The sequence below is a fragment of the Rhodococcus sp. 06-470-2 genome, assembly GCF_002258235.1.
Classification (GTDB): domain Bacteria; phylum Actinomycetota; class Actinomycetes; order Mycobacteriales; family Mycobacteriaceae; genus Rhodococcoides.
This window is the reverse complement of the sequence record NZ_NOYB01000010.1, coordinates 412,544-437,234: the sequence shown is the minus strand read 5'-3', so window position 1 is coordinate 437,234 and position 24,691 is coordinate 412,544. Positions and strand designations below refer to the sequence as shown.

Here is a 24,691-nt window from a genome sequence, read left to right as displayed (position 1 = left end):
CGCTCCTCAGGCGAAAGCGGCCGCGACGGTTTCCGAGAGCAGGGCGCCGTTGTGCGTGCTCAGTCCCGCCTTCAGCCCCGGGTCCGCCTCGCATGCAGCTTCCCAACCCTTCTCGGCGAGGGCGACGACGTACGGCAGGGTGGCGTTGGTGAGCGCGTAGGTGGAGGTGCGCGGTACGGCACCGGGCATGTTGGCGACGCAGTAGAACACCGACTCGTGCACCTTGTACGTGGGATCGGCGTGGGTGGTTGCGTGCGAGTCCTCGAAGCAGCCACCCTGATCGATGGCGATGTCGACCAGAACCGAACCCGGCTTCATGCGCTGGACCAGGCTGTTGGACACGAGCTTCGGTGCTTTCGCGCCGGGCACCAGTACGGCACCGATGACGAGATCTGCTGCAAGAACGGCCTGTTCGAGTTCGTAGGCGTTCGACACCAGCGTCTTGACGGCCCCGCGGTACTGATCGTCGATGGCGCGGAGCGCCTTCACATCGAGATCGAGCACGGTGACGTCGGCGTGCATGCCGAAAGCGATTGCAGTGGCGTTCTTTCCGGAAACGCCGGCTCCGATGACGACGACGTTGGCGGGCCGCACTCCGGGAACTCCGCCCATGAGAACTCCACGTCCGCCTTCGCTCGACATCAGGTGGTAGGCACCGGCCTGGGGCGCGAGGCGTCCGGCAACCTCACTCATCGGTGCGAGCAACGGCAGGGAACCGTCTGCCGCAGTGACGGTTTCGTAGGCGATGGCTGTGGTACCCGACCCCAGGAGCGCGTCGGTGCATTCCTTGGATGCGGCGAGATGCAGGTAGGTGAACAGCACCTGCCCCTTGCGCAAGCGTGAATACTCCTCGGCGATGGGCTCTTTGACCTTGAGCAGCAGGTCGGCCGTCTCCCAGACCTCGTCGACATCGGTGAGGATCTGCGCACCTGCGGCCTTGTAGTCGGTGTCGGTGAACGACGATCCGGCCCCTGCCTCGGTTTCGACGATCACTTCGTGTCCTCGCGAGACCAGTTCGTGCACGCCCGCCGGGGTGATGGCCACCCGGTATTCGTGGTTCTTGATCTCGCGTGGAATTCCGATCTTCATGGCGGCCTCCTCGGTGGTGGGTGACGTGAAGCCGAGGCTCCATCCGTGTAGGCCAACTATGAATTATCTACGAAATCGACGCAACGGAAGTGAACATAATTCTGTACAGTCGAGAAATGGCACGCAATAGTTCATTCGAGGGGGTCGAAGAGGGTGCGCAGCCGAACGATGTTCGGCCGGTCCCCCTGGACCGAATCGACCACATCCTGCTCGACGAGCTCCGCCGCGACGCCCGCACACCCAACAACGCGCTCGCCGCGGCGGCCGGTATCGCTCCGTCCACCGCACTGGCCCGGGTTCGCGCCCTCGTCGAACGTGGCGTCATCCGCGGCTTTCACGCCGACATCGACCCCGAGGCTCTCGGCCAGGGCATCCAGGCCATGATCTCGGTGCGGCTGCAAGCTGATGCTCGACGCCGCATCAGCGAATTCGGATCGAAGATCGCCTCACGGAAGGAGACGCTGAACATCTACTTCATTGCCGGTGCGGACGACTTCCTGGTGCATGTGGCGACCGTCGACACCGCCACTCTGCGCGACTTCGTCGTCGAGAATCTCAGTGCCGACCCGGCCGTGGCCGCCACCGAGACCATCCTGATCTTCGAGCACATCCGACCGCGAAACAAGCACGCGGACAAGTGAGTTCGATCAGGGAGCGGGAGGAGCGACCGGCGGGAACACCGGCAACGTGAAGTCCGGGAAACCCGGGATCAGCGGCGGCGGCTGCTGCGTCGTCGTCGGAGGAACGGACTCGACGGGCGGCGGCGGTGCGGGCTCGGCCGTGGTCGTGGTCGTCGTCGGCTCCGGCGTCCACGGCTCCTGGTAGACCTCGGTCTCCGGCGGCACCGTGGTCGGTGCGACGGTGGTCTCCGGTGCGGGCGGCGGCAACACCGGAGCCGGCACCACGGACGTGGGCACCGTCGTGGTGACCGCCGGCACCTCGGCCTGGGTGCGACTGACCGAGGTGTCGACCACCTGCGGTGTGTTCTGTTGAGTGAGCATGAACGCGGAGACGCCCACCACCGACGCAAGACCCAGTGCGAGAACACCTCCGGTGCGAAGCCTGCGCCGAGCCCGGGTGCGATCGTCCTCGCCATCGTCGTCGTCGTAATCGGCGTCGAGCCAGTAGACGTTCTTCAGCTGGAACGGAACCGGCTTGCCGTCGTCGGTTGCCTCGGACTGGGCAACAGAGCCCTCGGCAGACGAATCCCCCGTGTTCGTACTCAACGCAACGACCTCCCCGTCGACCCGCGCCCCCTGCACGTGGTCGTCGAGAACATCTTCCACTACCGGTGTCGTGTCCGAAACCGTTTCGACTGCACCGGACTCCGACGAGTCGGTGAATCTCGAGGACGCGAAACCCTCCACCGTTTCGATCGGCTCGGCCGCGACCTCGGACACCGGGGCATCGGACACCGGGATATCGGACACCGTGTCCTGAGACTTCGAGCCCTCGCCGATCGGTGCCGCCGCGATCCAGGGACGGGCGGGGACGGGACGCGCTGCAGTGGGCCCTGGCGCTGGTGCGGCCGGCGCGGCGTGCTGGGAATCGGCGCGAGCCGGGACCGGCCGGACCGGAGCGGGAAGCGGAGGTGGCACCGGAGCAGGTTCCGCGCGTACCTGCGACGTGGGTGCGATCGGTGCGGCGGACTCCACCGGCCTACGAGCGTCCGGCGATCGCCGGGTTCCGGTTCGCGTGCGCGAATGCGGCCGTGCCGTCAGTGCGGCCCCACGTGCCGCGACGGTCTCGGGCTCGGTCGGCACGATCGACGGCAGTTCGAGCAGCGGTCCGACGCGTTGCTGCACGATCGGCATGCGTGCGCCGCCGCCGATCAGCACGACGGCGTCGATGGGAACGTTGGCCCCGATCATCACCTCGCGAGCGAACTCGATGGCCTCGTCGAGCAGGTCGGTGATGAGCAGCTCGAAGTTCTCACGGGAGAGCAGGATCATCCCGCTCGCATCGGGCAGGCACACCGCGTCCTGGGTGGACAGGCGTTCCTTGGCGATTCGGCAGCGCTTCTCGAACAGCGCCATGTCCGGGTCGGTCGACTGCTTGCCGAGGCGTTGGAGCTGATTGTTGCGGACGTAGGCGTCGATCAGATCTCCGCTGTACTCACCGGATCGCTGCGAGGCGACGACGGTGCGCTGAACCAGGTCCACGACGCTGACGGTCAGTCCGGAACTTCCGAGGTCGAACAGGGCCACGGAACTGCAGTTGCGGGCTTCACCGGTCGCCGCCAGGTACTCGACGACAGCTTCCACCTCGTGGACCAGGTGATAGTTGTGCAGGTGCGCACCGCTGAGGGCAGCATGCAGGGCGTCGGCCTGACGGGGGTCGCGGTAGGCCACGCCGGTGGCGAGTTCGGGCTCGGTTTCGGCTGCCGCACCGATCGATTCGGCGGCCAGATGCGGAAGGTCCCCGCCGACGCTGTCGATGAGTTCGTTGCGGAAGAACAGCGGCCGGTCGATGTCGCTGACCAGGCCGGAAGGATCGGCGACCGGTGCCCCGAACTGCTCGGCTCGGGGCTGCGCCGTGCGCACGGCTCGGGTCCCCATGGACACCCCAAGCAGCACAGTCACGCGTCAGGCCTCACTTCGATCGACAATGTTTCTCGGACGCGGTACACCCCGTCCAGAGCGCCAGGCTACCGCTTCGGCCGAATCGGCGGGGCGCGCGCCCCAGTGGGCTGCGCACCCGCGCGTGACGGAACCGGTCGCGTTCCCCGAGCGGCCCGCGCGAACAAGACCCCCGGTCTATTCCGGCAGCTCCGGATCGACGACCGGTTGGTACATCTCGCCGTCGTAGCTGAAGGCACGCTCGTACAGGTCCGCGTCGGACAGTCGAGCGGGCCCGAGGACAGGTAATTCGACGGGACCCGGCGCGGCCTCGTCGGCGGGACCCGCGGCGGCGGAAAGGGCCGCGGCGAACGTGGAATCGAAGGGAATCTGCTGCTCGATCAGCGGGGTGGGTGGCGGCGTGTTTCCTCGGGTGAACACCAATCCCACCACCGCGACGATCAGCACGCTCACAGCGGCGAGTACGGACGCGTCACGAATCGACCAGGTGCGGCGGCCTCGGCGTACCGGCTCGGCAACGACGCCGGGCTCGGGTACGGCCGGTTCCGACACCTCGGGCTGGAGGGGTACGGGTTCGAGAAGGTCGGTCTCGAAGGTGGTCGACGGGATCGTCAGGTCCTCGGTCGCGAGTTGGTCGACGGTCAGGCCGTCGACCATCCACTCCTCGACGGGGTCGAGCACGAAGGTGTCCGGTGCATCGAGGGTGTCGGGAGCGGCGAGCGCCTCGGGTGCGTCGAGCAGCTCCGACGCATCGTCCGGGACAGTGATTGTTCCCACATCGGCGTCGAGCGAGGCTCGGGCGGGTCGTTCGTCGAGTGCCGCGCCTTTGGCGACGGCCATCGCAGGGGCGTCGGGCACGTGGACCGGGACGTTCCATTTGTCTTCGATGATGGTGCGCACTGCGGGAATGGCTGCACCGCCGCCGATCAGCAGTACCGCGTCGGGTGCCTGCTTGGAGGCCCAGTCCAAGGCGTCGGAGACGAGCGGAGTGATCTCTCGCTCGAACTCCTTTCGGCTGAGCAACATCGGGCCGCGGTTGGGAGCCCTGACGCCCACCGACGAGCTCACCAGTTCCTTCAGTTCCCGGAAGAAGGCCTGGTACTCCTGGTCGCCCTCGGGTCCGACCGGAGCCGGCAGAATTCCCTTCGCCATCACGATGCCTCGGACCACTTCGTCGAAGCGGTCGCCGCTGATGTCGACGGTGCGTGCGGTCCACTCCACGTACTCGCCTGCGACGTCGAGTGCGGTGGCCGAGAGTCCCTTCTTGCCCAGGTCGACGACCAGGACGTAGTCCTTGTCGGCCAGTTCCGGAACGGTGCGGGCGTAGGCGAGAAGGGCGCGGGACTCCTCGACCATGCGGGCTTTCGGTACGGTGCCGTCACCGAGGGTCTCCAGCAGAGCCGTCACGGCTGCGGTGTCCCACCCGGCGAGCACGATGTCCTCGAACGGTCCGAGGTCGACGAGCTTGCCCGGCAGCAGGTCGTGTGCGCCCTCTGCGTCGATGGAGTCCTCGACGCGGCGGCCGTCGGCGATGTACGCGATGCGCACGGCACCGGTACCCACTGACACCCCGCAGACGCCACCCATAGACCAGACAGTCCTTCGCAGATTGTGTTTCGACGCCCGATCGGGCGTCCGTACGAGCCCCCGCTCCACTCGAAGTGTACGGCGGTCCTCGAACCCGATGCGGGCATCCCGGTAACGCTACTAAACAATCTACGATATTGTTTGGAGGGGTCTGGGGAGACTTTGGGTCGAAAAGGCGCACAGCCAGCCGACCCTGAGTCGACGACGAGGCCGTCCGGTCTCGTGGTTAACGCGATCGGTGGAGGTTTCGATGCAGACGCTCAATGCTCACGACGTGGTTCGAGTGCGAACCGTTCTGGAGAAATTCGGAAAACTGCCGGTCCCCGTGGAGGGCATCGACGAGGCTGCCGATCTCTACGACAGCGGCCTCACCTCGCATGCCAGCGTCAACGTGATGATCGCGCTCGAGGACGAATTCGACGTCGAATTCCCCGACACGATGCTGCAGAAGTCGACGTTCGGCAGCATCAACGCGATAGCCGCGGCCATCGCCCAGCTGACGGACTGAGGCCATGACCACCGTCTACGAGAGCTCGATCGACCAGTCGATCACCGACGTGCTGGCCGTACTGCGGACCTATGCCGACGAGGTCGACCGCGATGCCCGTTTTCCCACCGAATCGGTGGATGCGCTGCGCGACGCCGGCTTGCTCGGGGTCGGAATTCCGCGGGAGTTCGGCGGAGGCGGGGCAACACTGACCGACATAGCGCGGATCTCGCGTGCTCTCGGTGCTGAGTGCGCATCGACGGCGATGATCTTCGTGATGCACCAGTCGCAGGTGCTCAGCATCGTCCGCCACGGCAAGTCCGACGCGATGGCAGACCTGCAGCGTCGCATCGTGACCGATCGCATACTGGTGGCGTCTGCCACCACCGAGATCAACATCGGCGGCGACGTTCGCTCGAGCAGCTGTGCGGTGGAGTACGACGGCGAGCAGATCACGCTCAGCAAGAACGCACCGGTCATCTCCTACGGCGAGTACGCACAGATCGTGTTGGCGACGGCGCGGCGCAGCGTGGACAGCCCGCCGAGCGATCAGGTGCTCGTGGTGTGCGAGAAGCCCGACGTGACGCTGGTCAAGACCGGCACCTGGGACACCCTCGGCTTCCGTGGCACCTGCAGTCCCGGCTTCATGCTGGAGGCACGCACGACGACGTCGAACATCCTCGGCGACAACTACGGCGACATCTCCGCTCAGACCATGCTCCCGGTGGCGCACGTGCTGTGGGGATCCGCGTGGCTCGGTATCGCCGATGCCGCGGTCACCAAGGCCCGTAAGTCGGTCCAGAAGGCCGCACGCAAAACTCCGGGAACGCCGCCGCCGAGCGCGCTGCGTCTCGCGGAGCTGATGGTGGTGCACGAGCAGTTGGTGGACACGGTGTTCGGTGCCGCAGCCAAGTTCGAGGCGATCGCCGACAGCCCCGCGGAGCTCGGAGCCATCGGTTTCGCGCTCAAGATCAACAACGTCAAGGTCACCGCATCCTCGCTCGTCATCGACATCGTCGGCAAGGCTCTGCAGATCTGTGGCATCTCCGGCTACCGACAGGGCGGCGAGATGAGCATCGGCCGTCATCTTCGTGATGCACACGGGTCCGCGATCATGGTCAGCAACGAACGCATTCTGGGTCACAACGCTCAGCTCTCCCTCGTCTACAAGGGCAAGTGATGACTACCACGCATTCCGCACCGGAGACAGAGATCAGCGAACTCGACTCCGCCCGAGCAGCTTTCCGCGCCGAGCTCATCGACGCCCGCTTGTTGGTACCCAGTTCGATTCCCGGATTGTACGGGCGCAGTGGCGAATTCGAGGACATCATCGAGTTCGTCGACGCCAGAGTCACCGCGGCCGGGGTCGCCGAACACGGCCGTCAGGCCACCAGGTTTCGATTCGCTCCGGTCTTTCCACGAGAAGCGTTCGAGCGCACCGACTACATCGCGTCGTTCCCCAACCTCACCGGTGCGATCAACACGTTCGAGGGCGACAACAGGGCCCACGCGGAATTGTTGGCAGAGCGGTCCGACGGCAAGGACTGGGATCACTTCCTCCAGTCCGCGGGCACCATGCTGGTCTCGGCTGCGTGCCACCCGTCGTACTCGATGCTCACCGGCACGCTGCCCGACGAGGGCACGCTGATGGACATCTACGGCTACTGCTTCCGGCACGAGCCCGCCGTGGATCCGGCTCGGATGCAGGCATTTCGGATGCACGAGTTCGTCCGAGTCGGCACCCCCGACGAAGCAGTGGCACACCGCGAACGCTGGGTACCGCGCGGGCTCCAGGTGCTGGCGGATCTGGGACTGGAAGCCGAGGCGGTCATCGCCAACGATCCCTTCTTCGGTCGCGCCGGACGCATGCTCGCGGCGAACCAGCGCAACGAGAACCTCAAGACCGAACTGGTCGTCAAGCTCTACGGAGATCTCGACGAGGGCACCGCGGTCGTCTCGTGCAACTGCCACCGTGATCACTTCGGGCACACCTTCGGCATCGAGACCGTCGACGGTGAACCCGCCCACAGCGCGTGCGTCGGTTTCGGCATGGAACGCATCGCACTGGCGATGCTCCGCACCCACGGACTCGATCGATCGGGCTGGCCTGCCGCACTGCGCAACTGATCGTTCCCGCTTCACCCGTGTACGTACACGAAGGACCAAATCTGTGAACAGCTCCCGCACCGCTCCTCGGCGCATCGGCTCAGTTCCCGCCGAGTCCTCTCCACGTACGGCGGGCGGCAAGTACCCGACGTGGTTCGGCCCGTCCGATTCGCCGCTGTTCGGTGCCGTCCACGTGCCGTCCGGCGGTCGGGCACGCGGCGGCGTCGTCCTGTGCCCGCCGCTCGGCAAGGAGCAGGTCGATTCGTATCGCGGTATGACCCTGCTTGCGCAGAAGCTCTGTGAGCAGGGACTTCTGGTGCTGCGGTTCGACTACCGCGGCACCGGCGATTCGTGGGGTGATCAGGATCAGCCCGGCGCGGTCGAGCACTGGCGGCGGAGCATCGTCGAGGCCGTCGACTACGTTCGAGGTTGCGGGGTGAGCGAGGTCGGCCTCGTCGGTCTACGCGTCGGTGCCTTGTTGGCGTGTTCGGTCGCCGCGGAGTGCGGGCCACTGACCGCGTTGACGCTGTGGGATCCCGTCGTCAAAGGGCGGTCGTATCTGCACGAACAGCGCGCGCTGTATTCGGTGAGCGTCACCACCGACTCCGAGTCCGATCCCAGGGTGTCGATCATCGGCGCTGTGCTGCATCCCGATTCGGCCGCGGACTTCTCCGCACTGGACGCCGCGAATACGAGTACCGACGCGCCGGTGCTCGTCGCCACCCGCGCCGAGCGGGGCGATACGAAGCCGGTACGCAAGCTGGTCGAGACTCTCGCGGCTCAGGAACACACGTTGACCGCTCACGACGACTTTCTCGAGCCGAGCGATTTCGAGGTCATCATCCCGACGGCCGACATCGCCTACCTCGCGACGTGGACGGCATCGAGATTTCCGGTCGAGCGCGCACGAGAGATCGAGCTGAAGCATCGCTCGACGTCCGTGGTCGACGGAATCCACGAGAACATCGAATACCTGGGTGCACAGCAGCTTTTCGCGATTCGGTCCACCTCGGATCGATGCCGGGCGGGCGGACCGACCGTGGTACTGTACCCCACTGCCAACGAGCACCGCGTCGGCCCGGTCCGCATGTGGGTGGAGCTGGCGCGGCTGCTGCCCCGCTTCGGAGTCTCCACGGTGCGTTTCGATCGACGCGGCACCGGCGAGAGCGGAATCGTGTCCGATGGGGAGTTGACCCGGCTCTACAGCGACGAAGGCAACGAGGACGCGCTCACCGCTGTCCGGCAGTCGGGGACCACTCCTGACAACGTCATGGTCGCCGGAATGTGCTCGGGCTCATGGTATTCCAGCTTCGCCGCCAGGGAACTGGGGGTTCGGGCCGCAGTGCTGCTCAACACCCTGGACTGGACCACTCGTCGTCTCGAATTCGTCAAGCGTTCCTCGATGCACATCGAGGAAACGGGACTGAAGGCGCGCGCACTCGACCGTCTCCACCACTGGGGTGTGCGGACCAAGAATGCACTGCAGCCGCGGATTCCGTACGCGCTGTGGATCTGGCTCGGACGGCGCGGATTGATCCAGGTTCCCGAGATCTCGTTGCGCATTCTCAGCGACCGTCAGGTGCAGACGCGGGTTCTGCTCTCCCCCAGCGACACCACCTGGTTCGAGACCAATCGGGGCCCGGAGGGAATGCGCCGACTTCAGCGTCGATCGTCGGTACCCACTGTCACCTCCTTCGACTCCGGTGATCACTCGCTCTACGGTCGCGATCTGCGCGAGAACGTACGAGCCGAACTGGTGACGGCCGCCTCTGCTGCCTTCGACGTCGAGATCGCCGCCCCGTCGCCGCCCGTGCCGGTGGGGAAGGTTCGATTGTGAAGCACCGCGCTCCCAGGATCCTGCCGCCCAAGCACGAACAGCTCGAACAACTTCGGTGGTATCCGGTCGAACCGGCTCGGTTCGACCTGGGTCTGATGAACAGCCCGACGATGCCGGTGCCGACCGTACCTCGGCACGATGCCGTGCACTCGGTCGACGTTTCCCCGATCGCCGACGTCGTCGAACGACCGCAACCCGACAGCGGACCGGGCTCGAAGGCCTCCGATCGCAATCTCGCGCTCAACTCGATGGCCCTGATGCTCTCGACGGCCATCACCGGCGCTCTCGGCCTGCTGTTCTGGGCCGCAGCCGGTCGGCTGTATCCCGTTGCCGAAGTGGGCAGCGCGTCGGCCGTCATCACCTCGGCGGTGATGCTCTCGACGCTGTCCAATCTGAGCCTCGGTTCGATGTACGAGCGATTCCTGCCGATCTCGGGTCGGTTGGCCAAGTCGTTCATCGTGCGCGGCTACCTCACCGTCACGGCATTCGCGTTCGTGCTCGGCGGCGGCTTCCTGCTGGTCGCGCCGGTGGACGAGATGTTCACCAGCACTGCCGAGATCGTGTCGTTCCCGTTCTTCGTCGCGGTGCTCGCGGTGTTCGCGCTGCAGGATCAGACCTCCTCCGGCCTGGGCGTCGCACGTTGGGCGGCCGCCAAGAACGTCTTCCACGCCGTCGCCAAGTTCGTGCTGCTGTTGGCCCTCTTCGCGACCGAGCGCAGTACCTCGATCATTTCCGCCTGGGCGGTCCCCGCCGTCGTGGCGTCGATCTTCGTCCTGCGCGCGATCATGAAGAACGTCCGGACCGAACAGCGGTACGCCGGCAAGCCGGACCTTCCGCCCACGCGCGAGATGTGGGCCTACTTCGGCTCGGCATACGGCATCACCGCTCTCGGCTCGCTCGCTCCGCTGCTCGTGCCGATGATCGTCGTTGCCACCCTCGGCGCCGAGGAGAACGCGTACTTCTCCCTCACCTGGTCGATCGTCAGCGCCCTCTACATCCTGATCAGCGTTCTGATCGGACCGTACGTGGCCGAGGTGGCGGCACACCCCGCGCAGTTCCACCGCCTGACCAAGCGGTTCATGACGCTCGTGTGCATCGTCGCACTGGGCGGGTCGATCTTTCTCGCGTTCATCGCGCCGTTCGGCCTCGGATTGATCGGCCAGGGCTACCGCGATCAGGGCACCATCATCGTGCAGCTGGCCGCGCTGACCATCCCACTGTCGGTCGTCGGTTCGCTGTACGACGGTCTGGCCCGCGTCCGTCGACGCATGCGACTGGCCGTGATCGTGCAGGTGGTGGCCACCTCGATCATCATCGGCGGCTCGGTGGCACTGTCGTCGTCGATGGGCATCGCTGCCGTCGGCTGGGCGTACCTCGCCGCCGAGGCGTTCGGTGCCGTCGTCCTGATCGTGCCGCTCGTTCGCTGGATTCGTGAACTGTCCGCAGGTAGCAACGGCGAGTCCGGTGGGAACCCGGGTCCGTCGGACTCCCCCGGACCTCGCGGGCCGATCGACGATCACGACGCCGGATCGCCTCGATCGCGTCACCGACAACCCCGAGACGGTGGACCTCGGCACCGTGAACCGCATCCACGTGAGCGCCAGGACGGTCCACCGCCGCTCGACGATCCGTCACCGCGCCGTATTCCGGTCCATGCTCAACACAGGACGGCACCATGACTCAGACCTATCGCGCCAGCTCGTTGGACATGCTGCGGTCCGATTCGCGCATCGTGACCGTCCTGGGACCGGCGGACTTCGGCGATCTCGCCCGGGTGCAGAGCCGCGTACTCGCACTGGCCTCGATCGGTCCTGCCACACGGCTGGGCCTGCGCGCCGACCAGTCTTCGGCGGGCTGGGTCTACGAACCGGAGCGGGTGCTCGAGCACATCGCCGATGGACCGGCCGTGGGTCACGAGCAACTGGCCAAGGAACTCACCGAGTTCTCGCACGCGTCCACGCCCGGAATTCCTCTTCGGATGCGTCTGGCCGGTCGCTACCTGTTCCTCGATCTCAATCACGGTCTCGGCGACGCTCTGTTGCCGGTCGACCTGTTCGCGTACCTGGCCGACGCGCGTCCGGATGCACCGCTTCCGGCGTGGGCCGACCGTGCCGTGGACGGCCATCCTCTTCGAAAGGCCTTACTGCGCTGGGTCGTTCGCAATCCCAGGAAAGTCGTCGACACGATCTACGACCGCGTACGCCCCGGCTCGAACCACGAGTCCACCACCTCGGCCGCCGCACCCGACACCCCGTCGCCGACCGCATTTCGGCCGTGGGCACCCTCGGCCGCGGTGGCCACCGCGGTGACCCGGCTCGGTACCACCGACGCAATCCGGCGGTGGCGGGAATCCCATCTGCCCGGCGCGAGCGTCAGCGCGGTGATGTGCGCTGCGGTGGCCTCGGCGTTCGCCCGCACGTCGTTCCCCCTCGATCGTTCTGCTGCCTTCCTGTTCGACTGCAGGCGATACCTTCCGCCATCGTCCGTGGTGCTCGGCAACTTCGCGGCCGGGATCGGCTTCACCGACATCGATCCCACCTCGGCCGGGGACGTGCACGACGCACTGGCCGGTGCCATCGCCAAGGGCCGTCCCATCGCGTCGGCGACGATCAGCACCATCAAGTACAAGCGAGAGCACCGGGCCGTGTCCGGTGTGTTCGACGACCGCGTACCGGTCCGGCCCAAGGTCAAGCTCATGTACTCCGATGTCGGTAGAGTCAGGCAGCTGGAGCCGGTCTCCTGGTTGGCCGAGCCCGCCGACCGCGCCTTCTTCGTGATCGCCGATCCGGGTCGACCGGAGTCGGTGATGATCACGATGGAGACCATCGGTTCGGTCGTCTTCGTCTCGGCGTCGTTCCACGACAATGTTTTCGACAGCCACACCGTGCAGGCCGCACTCGATCTCGTAGCGGCAGACCCCCTCGCATTGCTCGCCCCTCAGGAGAAGACCGCATGACCACCGAAGCGAAACGCCCCACGAAACCCGATGCGAACCGGCCGACGTCGGACACCGTCGCGCCCGCGCGCTCGAGTTTCGTCGCCCATGTCGCTCGGTGGGCCGGCCTGTCGGTGGTGCAGTTCGTCCTCGTCGAGTACATCGTCTCGGCCACGTGGCGCGGGCTCTACAGCTACCGGAACAACTACATCAGCGAGCTCGGCATCCCGTTCTGCGGGCCCACCGGCAACTGGCCGTGCAGCGAGCTCTACGTTCTGCTCAACGCGTCGATGGTGCTGTTCGGCGTGGCGATCGCGGCCGTGGGCGGATCCTGGTACATCGTCCGCCGAATCGACGGCAGAGCCGCCTCGTTCTTCGTCGTCGCAGGTGCCGGTGCCATCACCGCAGGCGTCGTCAACCAGGGCGTGAACTACCCGATCCACTCGTTCGGGGCCACCGTGTTCTTCGTGTTCGGAAACTTCGGCCTCGTCATCGCGGGCGGGCACCGAAGCCTGCGACGCCCCATCCGCGTCGTGGTCACCGCGCTCGGAGCCGTCGGGCTGGCCGGCTACTTCGCCTACATGAGCGGTCACGAGTTCGGACTCGGTATCGGCTCCATGGAACGTATCGCCACCTATGCGCTCCTCGTGGGCATAGTCGTACTGTCGGTGTCGCAGTTCAAGGCGACGCGGGTACCGAAGACCGGCGACGAGACCACGTGAGTCGTCACGCCGCATCCAGCCGAGAGTCCGGCGCGGGGACCGTCGAGGTTTCGCGGCTTCCCGGAACCGGACTCATCGTCGAGCCTCCCCGACGGCGGTGGCCGTCCGTTCTGGCGTTCCTGATCGTGCTCGGTCTGGTCGTGGCAGGCACGGTGTACGGGCTTTCTCACCGCTCGGACGGAGCCGACATCGATCCCGACTCCACCGCTGGAGGCACCATCGACGCGAGTTCCACGACGTCGGCGTCCAACACTGCCGCCGCCAAGCCCGGATTCACCGTCTACGACGACTTCTCGGGGACGGCCGGCGACGCCGTGTCGGACGACCGCTGGAGTCACGACGTGGGCCAGACCGGTTGGGGCAACAACGAAAAGCAGAATTACACCGATTCGACCGAGAACTCGTCTCTCGACGGTGACGGCAACATGGTCGTCAACGCGATGCGCAACGGTGACGGGTACACCTCGGCCCGGGTGACCACCAAGGACAAGTTCGAGTTCACCTACGGCCGCGTCGAGGCTCGGATCAAGATGCCGGCCGGAGCCGGACTGCATCCGGCTTTCTGGATGCTCGGTACCGACCTGGACTCCGTCGGCTGGCCGCTGTCCGGCGAGATCGACATCATGGAGACGCTGAACCAGGCCGACCAGTACCACACCGGAATCCATGCCCCCCAACCCGATTCGTTGACGAGCCAGAAAGTTGACGCGGGCGGCATTCCGCCGGAGCCGCTGTCCGAGAACTTCCACACCTACTGGGTCGAGCGGTCGCCGGGTCGCGTGACCACCGGTATCGACGGCACCACCTTGGCCACCGTCACTCCGGACGACCTGATCGGCGGCGACAATTACTGGGTCTTCGACAAGCCGTTCTTCCTGCTGTTCAACGTCGCGGTCGCCGGCGACTGGCCAGGTCCCACCGACAACTCCACGCCGTTCCCGGCGACGATGTCGGTCGACTGGGTGCGGTATCGCACCGACTGAGACCGAGCTGCACTTGCCCGTACGTGTCACCCCGAAAGGACCATCCCCGTGTTACCTCCCGCGCTCCCCAGACACCAGGCTCCCGAATGGGACGGTGCCGTGTGGATCGGTGACATCGACCTGGAGCAGGATCTTCCGGAGTTTCTCACCCTCGACGATTCCGACGGTTACCGCCGTGCCCGACTGTTGATCCGACGCGGACTCGACCCGCTCGGCTTCGTCGAACTCGATGTCGTCGACGGCGCGGTCGCGGCACACGACGTTCGACGGGCTGCGATGTCGCTCGCGCAGGTTCCGATGCCCGACGCGCTGCCCGACCCCGATGGGACGCTGCCGCCGATCACCGTGGTGATCTGCACCCGCGACCGAGTCGAGCACTTGAAGGGCGCGCTCGCGTCGGTGTCCGCTCTGGACTACCCCGACTTCGAGGTGGTCGTCGTCGACAACGCGTCTCCGACCGATGCCACGCAGCAGTACGTTCGCGGGCTGGGCGACCCCCGCGTTCGCGTCGTGTCCGAGCCGACGGCGGGACTGTCGAGGGCAAGGAACACGGGGTTGCGGGCGGCCCGACACGACATCGTCGCCTTCACCGACGACGACGTCGCCGTGGATGCGAGGTGGTTGCGGAGCATCGCGCGCGGTTTCGGGCGGGCCGATCGGGTGACGTGCGTGTCCGGCATCGTGCCCAGTGGCGAGATCCGAACTCAGGCGCAGGCGTACTTCGATCGCCGCGTCGGGTGGGCGAGTTCGGTGACTCCTCGGGTCTACGACCTGAAGAATCCGCCGGCCGACGTGCCGCTGTTTCCGTTCCAGGTCGGGATGTACGGGACCGGAGCCAATTTCGCCGTCGACCGCGGACGGATGTTCGACCTGGGAGGATTCGACGAGGCGTTGGGAGTGGGATCTCCGACCAACGGCGGTGAGGACCTCGACATGTTCTTCCGAGTGCTGATGGCCGGCGACAAGCTGGTCTACGAGCCCGCCGCCATCGTGTGGCACCGTCATCGCGCCGATTCGGAGGCGTTGGCGGTACAGGCCCGCGGATACGGGCTCGGACTCGGCGCGTGGCTGTACACGGTCGCCACCGACCGCAGATCGGCAATGTTGGCCGCCACGGTGGCCGTCCGCCGACTCGGCAGCGCGATTCGGTTGTCCGCCAGGATGAGCAAGGTCGCCTCCCCTCCCGACGATCTCGCTGCCGACCTTCCCGACGGCATCGGCCGGATGGAACTGCTGTCCATCGCCAAAGGCCCCGCGGCCATCCGGCGCAGCAGGCGCGAAGGTCGCGAACGCACTCCTCTGGCGGGGGTGAACCGTGACCCAGTCCTCGACTGATTCCGGATACCGGTCCATCGCGGATCTGCGGCACAAGCTGTTCGTTCCGTCCGATTGGACCGTCGACTGGCCCATCGGCACCACCGACTCCGCTGCAGGAACACGGCGGCGCGCAGGTAGCCGACTGCGCTACGCCGACATCAGCGTTCTCGCTGCGCTGTCCGGTCTGACCTCCATGATCGCGCTGCCGACACTGGTTCGCGTCGTGCTTCTGACGGTCCTGCTGTTCTTCGGACCCGGGGCCGCGATCCTGTCCTGGGTCCGTATTCCTCGCACCGCGGTTCCTGCTGCCCTGCCGATTCTGAGCATCTCGGTGGTGACCCTGATGGTGTCGGCGGCGATGTGGGGCTACCGCTGGTCGCCCCGGATGTGGACGTTGTGGCTGTGTCTGGCCCTGATCGGGTCGTCGCTGCTTTGGTACCGCAAGCACGGCCGTCCCGACCTGCCGGTGTGGATCTCGCGGGCACGTGAGGTCGTCGCTCCGTCGTCGCGAGCGTCCGCCCTCGCCCACGTGCGGTTCGTGCTGACCGATCGCGAGACGTTGCGACGCAACGTCGCCGGCCTGATTCTGGCGTTGGCGTTCTTCCTGTGGCTGCCGCTGTTGCCGGGTCTCGAGCGCGCGACGTACTCGCAGTTCGGGCTGTTGACCGCCGGAACCGGCCCCGGACTGGTGCTGTGCATGGTCCTGGTCATGGCGGCGTTCCTGATCGCGTTGCGGCGTCATCAACTTCGCACCATGGTGGTCGCCATCGGCCTGGCCATCGTGGTGCAGCGATTCACCGTCACGCTCGTCACGTCCGCTCCGATCTACGACTGGACGTACAAGCACGTCGCCGTCACGGAGTTCGTTCTGGATCTGAACCGACTGGCACCGAGCGGCGTCGACATCTACAGCGAGTGGCCCAGCTTCTTCCTCGTCTCGGCCTGGTTCCAGCACGTCACCGGATACGACACGCTGTCCCTGGCGCACGTGTTCGCGCCGATGATCCACGTGGTGCTCGCGGCGGCCGTCTACGGCCTCGCACGGGTCATGAAGTTCGACAAGCGCGCAGCGATCACGGCGGCGATGCTCGCCGAGGTCATCAACTGGGTTGGCCAGGACTACTACTCACCGCAGGCGTGGGCGCTACTGCTCGCCGTGGGCTTCCTGGCGCTGTTGATGTCCTCGACACTCACCAGGTCCGCGGCGTACGTGTCCATCGTTCCGTTCGCGGCACTGGTCCCCACACACCAGCTGACCCCGTACTGGCTGATGGCCGTCACCGGCGTGCTGCTGGTGACGCGACGAGCCAAGCCGTGGTGGTTGATGATTCCGCTCGGCATCATCCTGCTGGGATACCTGTATCCGCGACTGCCGATCGTGGCACCGTACGGACTCTTCCAGGGGTTCGATCCCGTGCAGAACGCCGCGAGCAACGTCGAGGCGGAGGGTGTGCTCGGCAAACAGATCACGTCTCTGGTCTGCCGCGCACTCTCCGGTGGGGTGTTCGTGCTGGCGTTCGCCTCGGCCGTCTACGCCTGGCGCACCAAGAAGACGTTCTGGGCTCCGATGGTGATGGCGTTCGGCTCGATCATGCTCCTCGCCGGCCAGAGCTACGGCGGTGAGGCGATCTTCCGGGTGTACCTCTATGCGATTCCCGGTTGCGTGCTCCTGATCGTTCCCCTGTTCCTGGCGCTGTTCGATCGGACGCCGTCCCAGGATCGCCCGTCCCGGGCCCGCAGGCTGACGGCCAGGACCTCGGTTGCGGTCGCCACTGCCGGGGCCATCGGCTCGGCTGTACTGGGCTTGCAGAGCTACTTCGGCCTGTGGCCGATCGTCCTCGAGAATCGCGAACAGATCGACGACGCAAGAGCGGTGGCCGCGCAGTCGCCGAACGGAACCGCGATCACGATGCTGTACTCCTCGGGCTACCCGGCCCGGTCGACGTCGGACTACGGACGACTGACCGCGGCCAACGAATACTGGGACGTCCCGCTCTACGCGCTCGGCCCCGAGTACATGGAGGGCTTCCCGACGCCCGAGAAGCTCGGCCAGATCGACTACAACGCGTCGATCAGCGACACACCTACCTACATGGTGCTGACTCGTCAGTCGCTCGAGGCGATGCAGTACTACGGTTTCGTCGCCGACGATGCGGTCGCCCGTTTCCGGCAGTGGCTCGCCACCAATTCGGCGTGGTCGGTGCGGTATCAGGACGCCGACACGATCGTCTATCAGTACCGATCTCGTTGATTCGGTTCACAAACTATGACGTGAATCTCCAAACAATCTTCCAGTTGGTTTGTTTGCAGCTTGACAAACCAGCAGCTTCTTTTAAGCTTGCTTTCAGTCAAAGGAAACAGTTCTTACGCTTCAGAACGAACGTCAAGGCACTGTCTGTGGATGCGGCGGGGGTCGATTCACGGAGCTCGGAGACATCTGCCCATCGCACTCGACCCATGTGGAATGGATATGTTGAATCGTCAGAATCCCCGCGTCAGTGTCGTCATCCCGACGCTCAACGAGGCCGCGAACCTTCGTCACGTCCTCCCCCTGCTCTCTCACGACTACGAGCTCGTGCTGGTCGACGGTGGATCCGTCGACGGCACCATCGACGCGGCACGCGAGATTCGCGGTGACATTCGCATCATCAAGCAGACCCGCAAGGGCAAGGGCAACGCGCTCGCATGCGGCTTCGAGGCCGCTACCGGTGACATCATCGTCATGTTCGACGCCGACGGTTCCGCCGATGCCGCCGAGATCCCGCGCTTCGTCGACGCCCTGATCGCCGGTGCCGACTTCGCCAAGGGCAGCCGGTTCTGCGAGGGTGGCGGGAGCCACGACATCACGCCGCTGCGCCGCGCGGGCAACGGTGGCCTGCACCTGGTGGCCAACACGCTCTTCGGAACTCGCTTCTCGGATCTCTGCTACGGCTACAACGCTTTCTGGCGCGATCTGGTGCCGGTCCTCGACCTGCCCGTCGTCGATCAGCCGGGTGCCGAGGGCATGATGCTCTGGGGCGACGGTTTCGAGATCGAGACCATCATCAACTGCCGCTTCGCCGAGGCGTCCGTGCGCATCGAGGAAGTGCCGAGCGTCGAACTGGCCCGCATCTACGGCCAGAGCAATCTGCGCACGTTCTCGGACGGCTTCCGGGTGTTGCGCACCCTGATGACCGAACGCATGCGTGCCCGCAGGATCAAGCGCAGGTCCATCGTGCGCCCGTTGCGCGAGTCGATCGACGCCCGTACCGACATGGACCTCGAGTTCGAGGCTCTGGAGTCGTACAACGAGGTTCTCGAACTCCGCGAGAAGACGGCGTGAGTCTGCCGACTTCCTCGGTAGTCATCTGCGCGTACACGTTGGCTCGATGGTCCGAACTCCGGGCCGCCGTGACGGCCGTCCTCGACCAGGACGTGCCTGCCGACGAACTGATCGTCGTCATCGATCACAATGCGCAACTGGCCGAACGCGCACGCGACGAGTTCTCGCCGCTGCACCGGGGCGTGAACGTGGTGGAGAACAACCACCCTCGCGGCCTCTCCGGAGCGCGCAACACCTCGCTCGATATCGCGACCGGTGAGATTGTCGTCTTTCTGGACGACGACGCCTCACCGCGCACCACAGAGTGGCTCGGAGCCATTCTGTCCCATTACTCGGACGATGCCGTGTACGCCGTTGGGGGCTCTGCATACCCGGTATGGCCGGACAAGCGTCCGGCCTTCTTACCGGCCGAGGTAGTGGGTGAACCCGGCGAACTCGATTGGGTCGTCGGGTGCACCTACCGCGGGCAGCCGACGGAAACCGCTCAGGTCCGCAATCTCATGGGCGCGAACATGTCGTTCCGCCGTGAGCCCGTCGTTGCACTCGGCGGATTCGTCTCCGGCATCGGCCGGATCGGACGTGTCCCCCTCGGCTGCGAGGAGACGGAGTTGTGCATCCGTCTGCGCCAGACGCATCCGGACGCCCAGATCGTGTTCGATCCTTCCATCGTCGTCGATCACACGGTCAGTGCCGACCGCACTCGTCCGCGCTACCTCATCACGCGCAGCTACGCCGAGGGCGTGTCCAAGGCCGCCATCGCCCGGTTGATCGGGGCCGAGGACGCACTGTCCTCGGAGCGGGCGTACACCGCCAAGATTCTGCCTCGTGCGGTCGGCCGGGAGACCAGCGCCGCTGCGCGCGGCAACCCGGCACGCGCATGGGGTGCGATGGCCGTGGTGGCAAGTGTCGGTGCAGCCGGAATCGGCTATGCCCGAGGCAAACTCAGCACGAGCCGCTAGCAGCACGTGCACAGAAATTCGTAGCCCACTACGAATTTCTGCTCACGACCTCGGTGCCACCGAGGCCCGCTCCACCGAGTTGAGCGCGCGCACATGTCCGCGCGGTGCACTCGCGCCACGACCGACGAGAGTCAGGGTACGAGGTTCGTTCGGTGCCAGGTGGAACCACGAGTCCGACACCTCGAAGCCGTCGATGTCGACGCAGACGTACTGCGCCGGCCAGTCGGCTCGGACGGTCAGTTCCCAGTTCCCCGAGATCGTTTCGACGACACTGGCGACCAATCCCACCGTGTTCTGCCGACTCTGCGCGCCGACGAGCGCGGTGGTTCGCGCCACCTCCACACCATTGTCGTCCGAGAACACGACCGTGACGGCGGAGTAGGTTCGACTGCCGAAGCGGTAGGCATGGTTGGCGTCGGTGAAGGTACCGACGATCGAATCCACCGTCAGTGCGACGGATCCGTTCGCCGGGGCGTGCACCGCGCGTTCGTACTCGTGGCTGCCGCGGGAGGCGTGCAACACCACTCGGATACTGCCCGAGCGTGCCGGCCCGTCGTTGACCAGTTCCACCGAATAGCCGTCGAGTCCGTTGTCGGACAACAGCAATGCCACCGGGGCGCTTGCCCGCGCCAATGCGTAGAAGGGAGCCTTGGGCACACCGGCGGTGTCGACAATGCCCCAGCCTGCGCCGGGGACGGTGTCTCGTAGCGTCAGCACGAGGGCTCCGGCGCACCCCGAGGATGCTCGACGCCAATGGCCGAACGCTTCGGTGAAAGCTTCGACGATCGCCGCTCTGCCGTAATCGAGGTACAGCTCTGCGTCGTCCCGCCGGATCAGGTGCGGGTCGACGCCGAAGATCGTGCGTACGTAGTGATCTCGCACGTCCTCGAAATCCCAGGACGAGCCGCGGTCACGGGGGACGGCAGCCTTCCAGTCCGGGTGGTGACCGGCGACGGCCGCGGACCCGAAGAATTTCTCCACCTGCGCCCGCTCCGGGGGGACTGCGAAGGCCAGGCATTCTGCCGCGAAACGCACGCCGGCAGTGCGGATATCGGACAGTGGCCGGAGGTATCCGCCCACGCCGAAGTAGTGCGCGATGCCGTCGCCCACGTGTGTGTGCAGTTCTCCGCTCACGCTGGACGGGCTCGATGTCACGTATGCGACTCCGGGTAGGCGATCGGCGAGAAAATCGGGAACGACGCTGTCCAGCATCGTCATTCGCTGATCATCGGCCGCAAGTCCCACCATCGTGGGTTGCTGCTGGGTCTCGCTTCCGCCACTGACGACCATCAGGGCAGGGTTGGCCGATACGGTGTCGGCGAACGCGTCGAGCTCGCGGGCGACCGCTGCGGTGTAGGCGTCGTCGGAGGGCGGGTCGATGGTGCCGAACATGACGTCCTGCCACACCATGATGCCCAGTTCCGCACACAGGGACCAGAATTCGGGCTGCTCGTACACCAGGGTGCCGACGATACGCACCATGTTCAGGCCCGCCGATCGGAGCTGCTCGAGTGCCGCCCGCAGTTCGGGCTCCGGCGACCACAACCGCACCGGGTCAAGCGGGGTCCACGTTCCTCCGCGACAGAAGACGTTCTCACCGTTGACCGTCAGGATTGCGCCGCCGGCCGTGCGGTCCAGGTCGACCGTACGAAACCCGACGACGCCCATGGGATGCACGACGCCGTCCACCTCGAGCGCGACGCGATAGGTCCGCGGTCGGCCGTGAGTGTGGGGCCACCAGAGTTCGATGTCGGGTAGCGTCACCGACCGGTCGATGTGTTCGACGGTTCCGAGTTCGACCGTGTGAACTCCGGACACGGTGTCGTCGATCATGATTCGAGCCGCCCCTGGGGCATCGAGCTCGGCGCGCAGTGTGACGATGCCGTCCGTACCCGATACCGCCGTCGACAGGGCGACACGACGAACGTCGGGGATCACCGACATCGACACCGGGCGCCACGGTCCGACCGGTACCGGAAGGGGCCCGTACACGGGTGCGCGTCCGAGCATCGTCGTCCGCTCGTGCCTCAGCCCCTGCGCGGCGATCATCGACGATCGCCAGCGACCGCGTGCGCGTCGAGACTTCAGATGCGCACTCAGCGATTCGATGTGGACGGCGATGGCGACGGTGTCACCGCAGTCCGTCAGATCGAGAGTCTCGGGAACGAACATCGACGTCACGGTTCGGCGATGGACGCCGTCGATCCAGATCTGGGCACGGGTTGCGATGCCACCGAAACTCGTTCGCACCCGGCGATGGTCACCGGTGGGGACATCGGCGACGAACCACCAGTCGTGATCGTCCGGATTCACTGCGAGTGAGCTCCCGAGCGCGGTGGCAACCGTGCCCGGCACCACCGCGTCGATCCAGTCGAGATCGTCTCGTAGGTCGCGGGGGTCGAGAACGGAACCGGCGTCGGTTCGGGCCAGACGCCACCGAACGCCGTCGAGCAGATCGATCACGTGCCCAATGCACCCGCAACGATGTCCATGGCCGCCATCCAGTTCTTGCTCATCTCGATCAGCGGCTCGTCGAGCACCACGTCCCGGCCACGTGCTGCGCGTGCCATCCGGAACTGAACGGCCTTGGCACCGGAGGCGGCGGCGAGAAAGTGCGGAGCGGCAACGGCGGCGCCCGCCACGCCTCGGCCTTCGAGGTAGTGCACATAGTTCGCGGCGAGTTCTGCCGTTGCGCCGAACTGCCGGAGCAGGCCGAACGACCACAGATGGAAGGCGTCGGGGCCGGCGGTCTGCACGAGCGGGATGTCGGCGATGATTCGGCGGGCCAGCGCATCGACCGGGTTACCCGGAGCGCGGCGCGCCAGGTGTGCGCGAGCGACATCGAGGTCACGGTCACCGAAACCGGCGTCGAGAACCGTGGCGTCCACTTTGATCTGCTCGACGTACGGCAGCAGCACCTCGGCGTGCGGTTCCGGAGCGAGATTGAAGATGCCGTCGAAATCGGCCCCGGTGAGCTCGAAGTAGCCCCGATTGTGGAAGTACCCCATCACCTTGGCGTCGCGATCGACGAGGTTGGGCACGATGGTGGTCTTGGTGTGCTGATTGCGGTAGCTGGTCCCCGCGGTGTCGGGCAGCCAGAAGCCGTCGACCTCCACGGTGACGTGGATGCCGTCTTCCAGGCCTTCGACGACGTGCTCGAGCACCGGGCGCCACACGTTCATCTCGGCGACACCGATGCCGTACAGGGTGCGTAGGTCCTCGGGCGCGATCTTCACGAAGTCCCACTGTCGCCCGTCGCATCCGGCGCTCAGCACGAAAGCGAGAGCGGGGGTCGGATCGGCACCGAACGAATGCAGAACTTCGATCCACAGGTCGACGTAACAGTTGGTTTCGGTCCAGATGCGGTCGTGATTGTGTATCGGGTGCGGTCGGTAACTGATGGGGTCGAGTTCCAGGACTCGAAGGCTGGTCCCGAGCCTGTCCAGCACTGCATCGTTCGACATGAAGCCTCTCCTACCGGATCGAATGTCGGACGGTCCCCGAGCCGCATTTGTCCGTATTGCCTGTATCCAGGCCCCTAATCCTAACGAATCGGTTTGTTCTTCGCACTCGATCGGACGGTAGGATTGTTTTTGCCCGGACGAACTACCTGCGCGGCCACCACCTCGACAGCAGTGATTCCTGACCCCGATACCGGGGGCAATCACAGAGCGAGCAGTCGGTTCCGCGCCGGTAATGCTGGTGCGCAGCTTGTTCGTGATGGCACTTACACAATGGCTCTGAGCTGGGCACATGCCGAGTGTAGACAACACCTGACACATCCACGCCCAACTCGGGTTCGCATGAGGAGGCACACGCGCGATGCGCCGTTTTGCAACCAGCGCCGCGCTGGTCATCGGCTGGGCTCTGCTCGCAGCCGTAATCGGAATGTTCCTCGTTCGCCAGATAGGTATGACGGAGATCACTTTCGTTGCCTTCGTCGTCGGCGCTCCGTATCTCGGTATCGCCTCGATCGTCGCCGTGCTGTTGTTCGCCGCGGCGCGCTCGCGTATCGGATCGGCCGTCGCAGTACTGGTGACCATCGCGGTGGTCGGGGTTCAGGTGCCGATGTTCCTCGCGGACGGCCCGGACAACACCGGACCGGAACTGTCGGTCCTGACGATCAACGTGGCGCACGGTGACGCCGACGCCGCGTCCATCGTCGACGCGGTGCGCAGCAACGATGTCGACATTCTCGCTGTCCAGGAACTGACCCCGGAAGAGGTCACCGATCTACAGGCCGCGGGCATCGACGACCTTCTGCCGTTCTCCTTCACCGCTGCGCTCCCGGTCGCCGATGGCACCGGACTGTGGAGCCGCACCCCGCTGACCGACGGCACCCGCCTCGACAACTTCGGATTCGTACCGGTGCAGGCGAGAACCACCGTCGACGGGCAGGAGCTGACCGTCGTGTCCTTCCACGCCATGTCTCCTGCCACACCGCGCCACACCACCGAGTGGGATGCGGACCTGGCCCGGATGCGGTCGATCATGGACACCTACCAGGGCACTGTGCTGGTCGCCGGCGATTTCAACGCCACCAACGACCACCGGCAGTTCCGCACACTGGCATCGTCCCCGTTCTCCGACGCGGCCGACGGGGCGGGTGCCGGCCTGTTCCGCACGTTCCCGTCGGAGCGTCCGCTCGCGCGCCTGGACCATGTGGTGACGAGTGAGAACGTCCGCGCCCGGTCGGTCGAGCCGTTGACGATCCCGGACAGCGATCACCTGGCCGTTCTCGCGGAGTTGCAGCTGCCCTGAACTGGGC

General features: G+C 65.9%; 19 protein-coding genes. 14 read left to right on the top strand and 5 right to left on the bottom strand.

Annotated features, from left to right (window positions below; all coding sequences use genetic code 11):
* Nucleotides 1–6: 6 nt before the first annotated feature.
* Entirely contained in the window at nt 7–1,089 is a 1,083-nt protein-coding gene (gene ald, locus CH276_RS05500; protein ID WP_094630285.1) for an alanine dehydrogenase, read from the bottom strand.
* A gap of 116 nt (nt 1,090–1,205) precedes the next feature.
* Between ald and CH276_RS05495 the strand changes: the two genes are divergently transcribed.
* Nucleotides 1,206–1,730: an Lrp/AsnC family transcriptional regulator gene (locus CH276_RS05495; RefSeq protein WP_176459116.1), complete on the top strand. Its 525-nt coding sequence runs from the start codon at nt 1,206–1,208 to the stop codon at nt 1,728–1,730.
* A gap of 6 nt (nt 1,731–1,736) precedes the next feature.
* Here the strand turns inward: CH276_RS05495 and CH276_RS05490 are convergent, their stop codons facing one another.
* Nucleotides 1,737–3,671, bottom strand: coding sequence for an Hsp70 family protein (locus tag CH276_RS05490; RefSeq protein WP_094630283.1), 1,935 nt, complete (start codon nt 3,669–3,671; stop codon nt 1,737–1,739).
* Nucleotides 3,672–3,845: 174 nt separating this feature from the next.
* Nucleotides 3,846–5,237, bottom strand: coding sequence for a rod shape-determining protein (locus CH276_RS05485; RefSeq protein ID WP_176459115.1), 1,392 nt, complete (start codon nt 5,235–5,237; stop codon nt 3,846–3,848).
* Between the two features lie 268 nt (nt 5,238–5,505).
* Between CH276_RS05485 and CH276_RS05480 the strand changes: the two genes are divergently transcribed.
* The 12 genes from CH276_RS05480 (at nt 5,506) to CH276_RS05425 (ending at nt 19,923) form a co-directional block, all read left to right on the top strand.
* Complete coding sequence (locus CH276_RS05480; RefSeq protein WP_032396368.1) at nt 5,506–5,763, top strand: acyl carrier protein; 258 nt, start codon at nt 5,506–5,508, stop codon at nt 5,761–5,763.
* A gap of 4 nt (nt 5,764–5,767) precedes the next feature.
* Nucleotides 5,768–6,922, top strand: coding sequence for an acyl-CoA dehydrogenase family protein (locus CH276_RS05475; RefSeq protein ID WP_032396093.1), 1,155 nt, complete (start codon nt 5,768–5,770; stop codon nt 6,920–6,922).
* Nucleotides 6,922–7,869: an amino acid--[acyl-carrier-protein] ligase gene (locus tag CH276_RS05470; protein WP_094630281.1), complete on the top strand. Its 948-nt coding sequence runs from the start codon at nt 6,922–6,924 to the stop codon at nt 7,867–7,869. The genes CH276_RS05475 and CH276_RS05470 overlap by 1 nt, the downstream gene beginning before the upstream one ends.
* 43 nt (nt 7,870–7,912) lie before the next feature.
* Nucleotides 7,913–9,685: a hypothetical protein gene (locus CH276_RS05465; RefSeq protein ID WP_254924160.1), complete on the top strand. Its 1,773-nt coding sequence runs from the start codon at nt 7,913–7,915 to the stop codon at nt 9,683–9,685.
* Nucleotides 9,682–11,364: a lipopolysaccharide biosynthesis protein gene (locus tag CH276_RS05460; RefSeq protein WP_176459114.1), complete on the top strand. Its 1,683-nt coding sequence runs from the start codon at nt 9,682–9,684 to the stop codon at nt 11,362–11,364. The genes CH276_RS05465 and CH276_RS05460 overlap by 4 nt, the downstream gene beginning before the upstream one ends.
* Nucleotides 11,361–12,641: a hypothetical protein gene (locus tag CH276_RS05455; protein WP_094630280.1), complete on the top strand. Its 1,281-nt coding sequence runs from the start codon at nt 11,361–11,363 to the stop codon at nt 12,639–12,641. The genes CH276_RS05460 and CH276_RS05455 overlap by 4 nt, the downstream gene beginning before the upstream one ends.
* Nucleotides 12,638–13,342, top strand: a complete 705-nt coding sequence (locus CH276_RS05450) for a DUF998 domain-containing protein (RefSeq protein WP_094630279.1) — start codon at nt 12,638–12,640, stop codon at nt 13,340–13,342. The genes CH276_RS05455 and CH276_RS05450 overlap by 4 nt, the downstream gene beginning before the upstream one ends.
* Nucleotides 13,339–14,325, top strand: coding sequence for a glycoside hydrolase family 16 protein (locus CH276_RS05445; protein WP_254924159.1), 987 nt, complete (start codon nt 13,339–13,341; stop codon nt 14,323–14,325). Before CH276_RS05450 ends, CH276_RS05445 begins: the two co-directional genes overlap by 4 nt.
* A 48-nt stretch (nt 14,326–14,373) precedes the next feature.
* Nucleotides 14,374–15,660 carry a glycosyltransferase family 2 protein gene (locus CH276_RS05440; RefSeq protein WP_254924158.1) on the top strand — a complete coding sequence of 429 codons (1,287 nt, stop codon included), beginning with the start codon at nt 14,374–14,376 and terminating at the stop codon, nt 15,658–15,660.
* A complete protein-coding gene (locus tag CH276_RS05435; protein ID WP_094630277.1) occupies nt 15,641–17,893 on the top strand; it encodes a hypothetical protein in 2,253 nt (750 codons plus the stop codon). The genes CH276_RS05440 and CH276_RS05435 overlap by 20 nt, the downstream gene beginning before the upstream one ends.
* Nucleotides 17,894–18,106: 213 nt before the next feature.
* Nucleotides 18,107–18,964 carry a glycosyltransferase family 2 protein gene (locus tag CH276_RS05430; RefSeq protein WP_082073801.1) on the top strand — a complete coding sequence of 286 codons (858 nt, stop codon included), beginning with the start codon at nt 18,107–18,109 and terminating at the stop codon, nt 18,962–18,964.
* Entirely contained in the window at nt 18,961–19,923 is a 963-nt protein-coding gene (locus CH276_RS05425; RefSeq protein WP_094630276.1) for a glycosyltransferase family 2 protein, read from the top strand. The genes CH276_RS05430 and CH276_RS05425 overlap by 4 nt, the downstream gene beginning before the upstream one ends.
* Nucleotides 19,924–19,965: 42 nt before the next feature.
* On the opposite strand, the gene CH276_RS05420 is transcribed toward CH276_RS05425, so the two are convergent.
* Nucleotides 19,966–22,386: a glycoside hydrolase family 2 protein gene (locus CH276_RS05420; protein WP_094630275.1), complete on the bottom strand. Its 2,421-nt coding sequence runs from the start codon at nt 22,384–22,386 to the stop codon at nt 19,966–19,968.
* A complete protein-coding gene (locus tag CH276_RS05415; protein ID WP_094630274.1) occupies nt 22,383–23,387 on the bottom strand; it encodes a DUF1839 family protein in 1,005 nt (334 codons plus the stop codon). Before CH276_RS05415 ends, CH276_RS05420 begins: the two co-directional genes overlap by 4 nt.
* Nucleotides 23,388–23,745: 358 nt before the next feature.
* Between CH276_RS05415 and CH276_RS05410 the strand changes: the two genes are divergently transcribed.
* Complete coding sequence (locus CH276_RS05410; RefSeq protein WP_094630273.1) at nt 23,746–24,684, top strand: endonuclease/exonuclease/phosphatase family protein; 939 nt, start codon at nt 23,746–23,748, stop codon at nt 24,682–24,684.
* Nucleotides 24,685–24,691: the final 7 nt, after the last annotated feature.

What these genes read in the sequence shown, in the direction of transcription:
- CH276_RS05410 (WP_094630273.1), top strand. Translation starts at nt 23,746, where the DNA reads ATGCGCCGTTTTGCAACCAGCGCCGCGCTGGTCATCGGCTGGGCTCTG.
- CH276_RS05495 (WP_176459116.1), top strand. Translation starts at nt 1,206, where the DNA reads ATGGCACGCAATAGTTCATTCGAGGGGGTCGAAGAGGGTGCGCAGCCG.
- CH276_RS05415 (WP_094630274.1), bottom strand. Translation starts at nt 23,387, where the DNA reads ATGTCGAACGATGCAGTGCTGGACAGGCTCGGGACCAGCCTTCGAGTC.
- CH276_RS05430 (WP_082073801.1), top strand. Translation starts at nt 18,107, where the DNA reads ATGGATATGTTGAATCGTCAGAATCCCCGCGTCAGTGTCGTCATCCCG.
- ald (WP_094630285.1), bottom strand. Translation starts at nt 1,089, where the DNA reads ATGAAGATCGGAATTCCACGCGAGATCAAGAACCACGAATACCGGGTG.
- CH276_RS05455 (WP_094630280.1), top strand. Translation starts at nt 11,361, where the DNA reads ATGACTCAGACCTATCGCGCCAGCTCGTTGGACATGCTGCGGTCCGAT.
- CH276_RS05470 (WP_094630281.1), top strand. Translation starts at nt 6,922, where the DNA reads ATGACTACCACGCATTCCGCACCGGAGACAGAGATCAGCGAACTCGAC.
- CH276_RS05475 (WP_032396093.1), top strand. Translation starts at nt 5,768, where the DNA reads ATGACCACCGTCTACGAGAGCTCGATCGACCAGTCGATCACCGACGTG.
- CH276_RS05480 (WP_032396368.1), top strand. Translation starts at nt 5,506, where the DNA reads ATGCAGACGCTCAATGCTCACGACGTGGTTCGAGTGCGAACCGTTCTG.
- CH276_RS05450 (WP_094630279.1), top strand. Translation starts at nt 12,638, where the DNA reads ATGACCACCGAAGCGAAACGCCCCACGAAACCCGATGCGAACCGGCCG.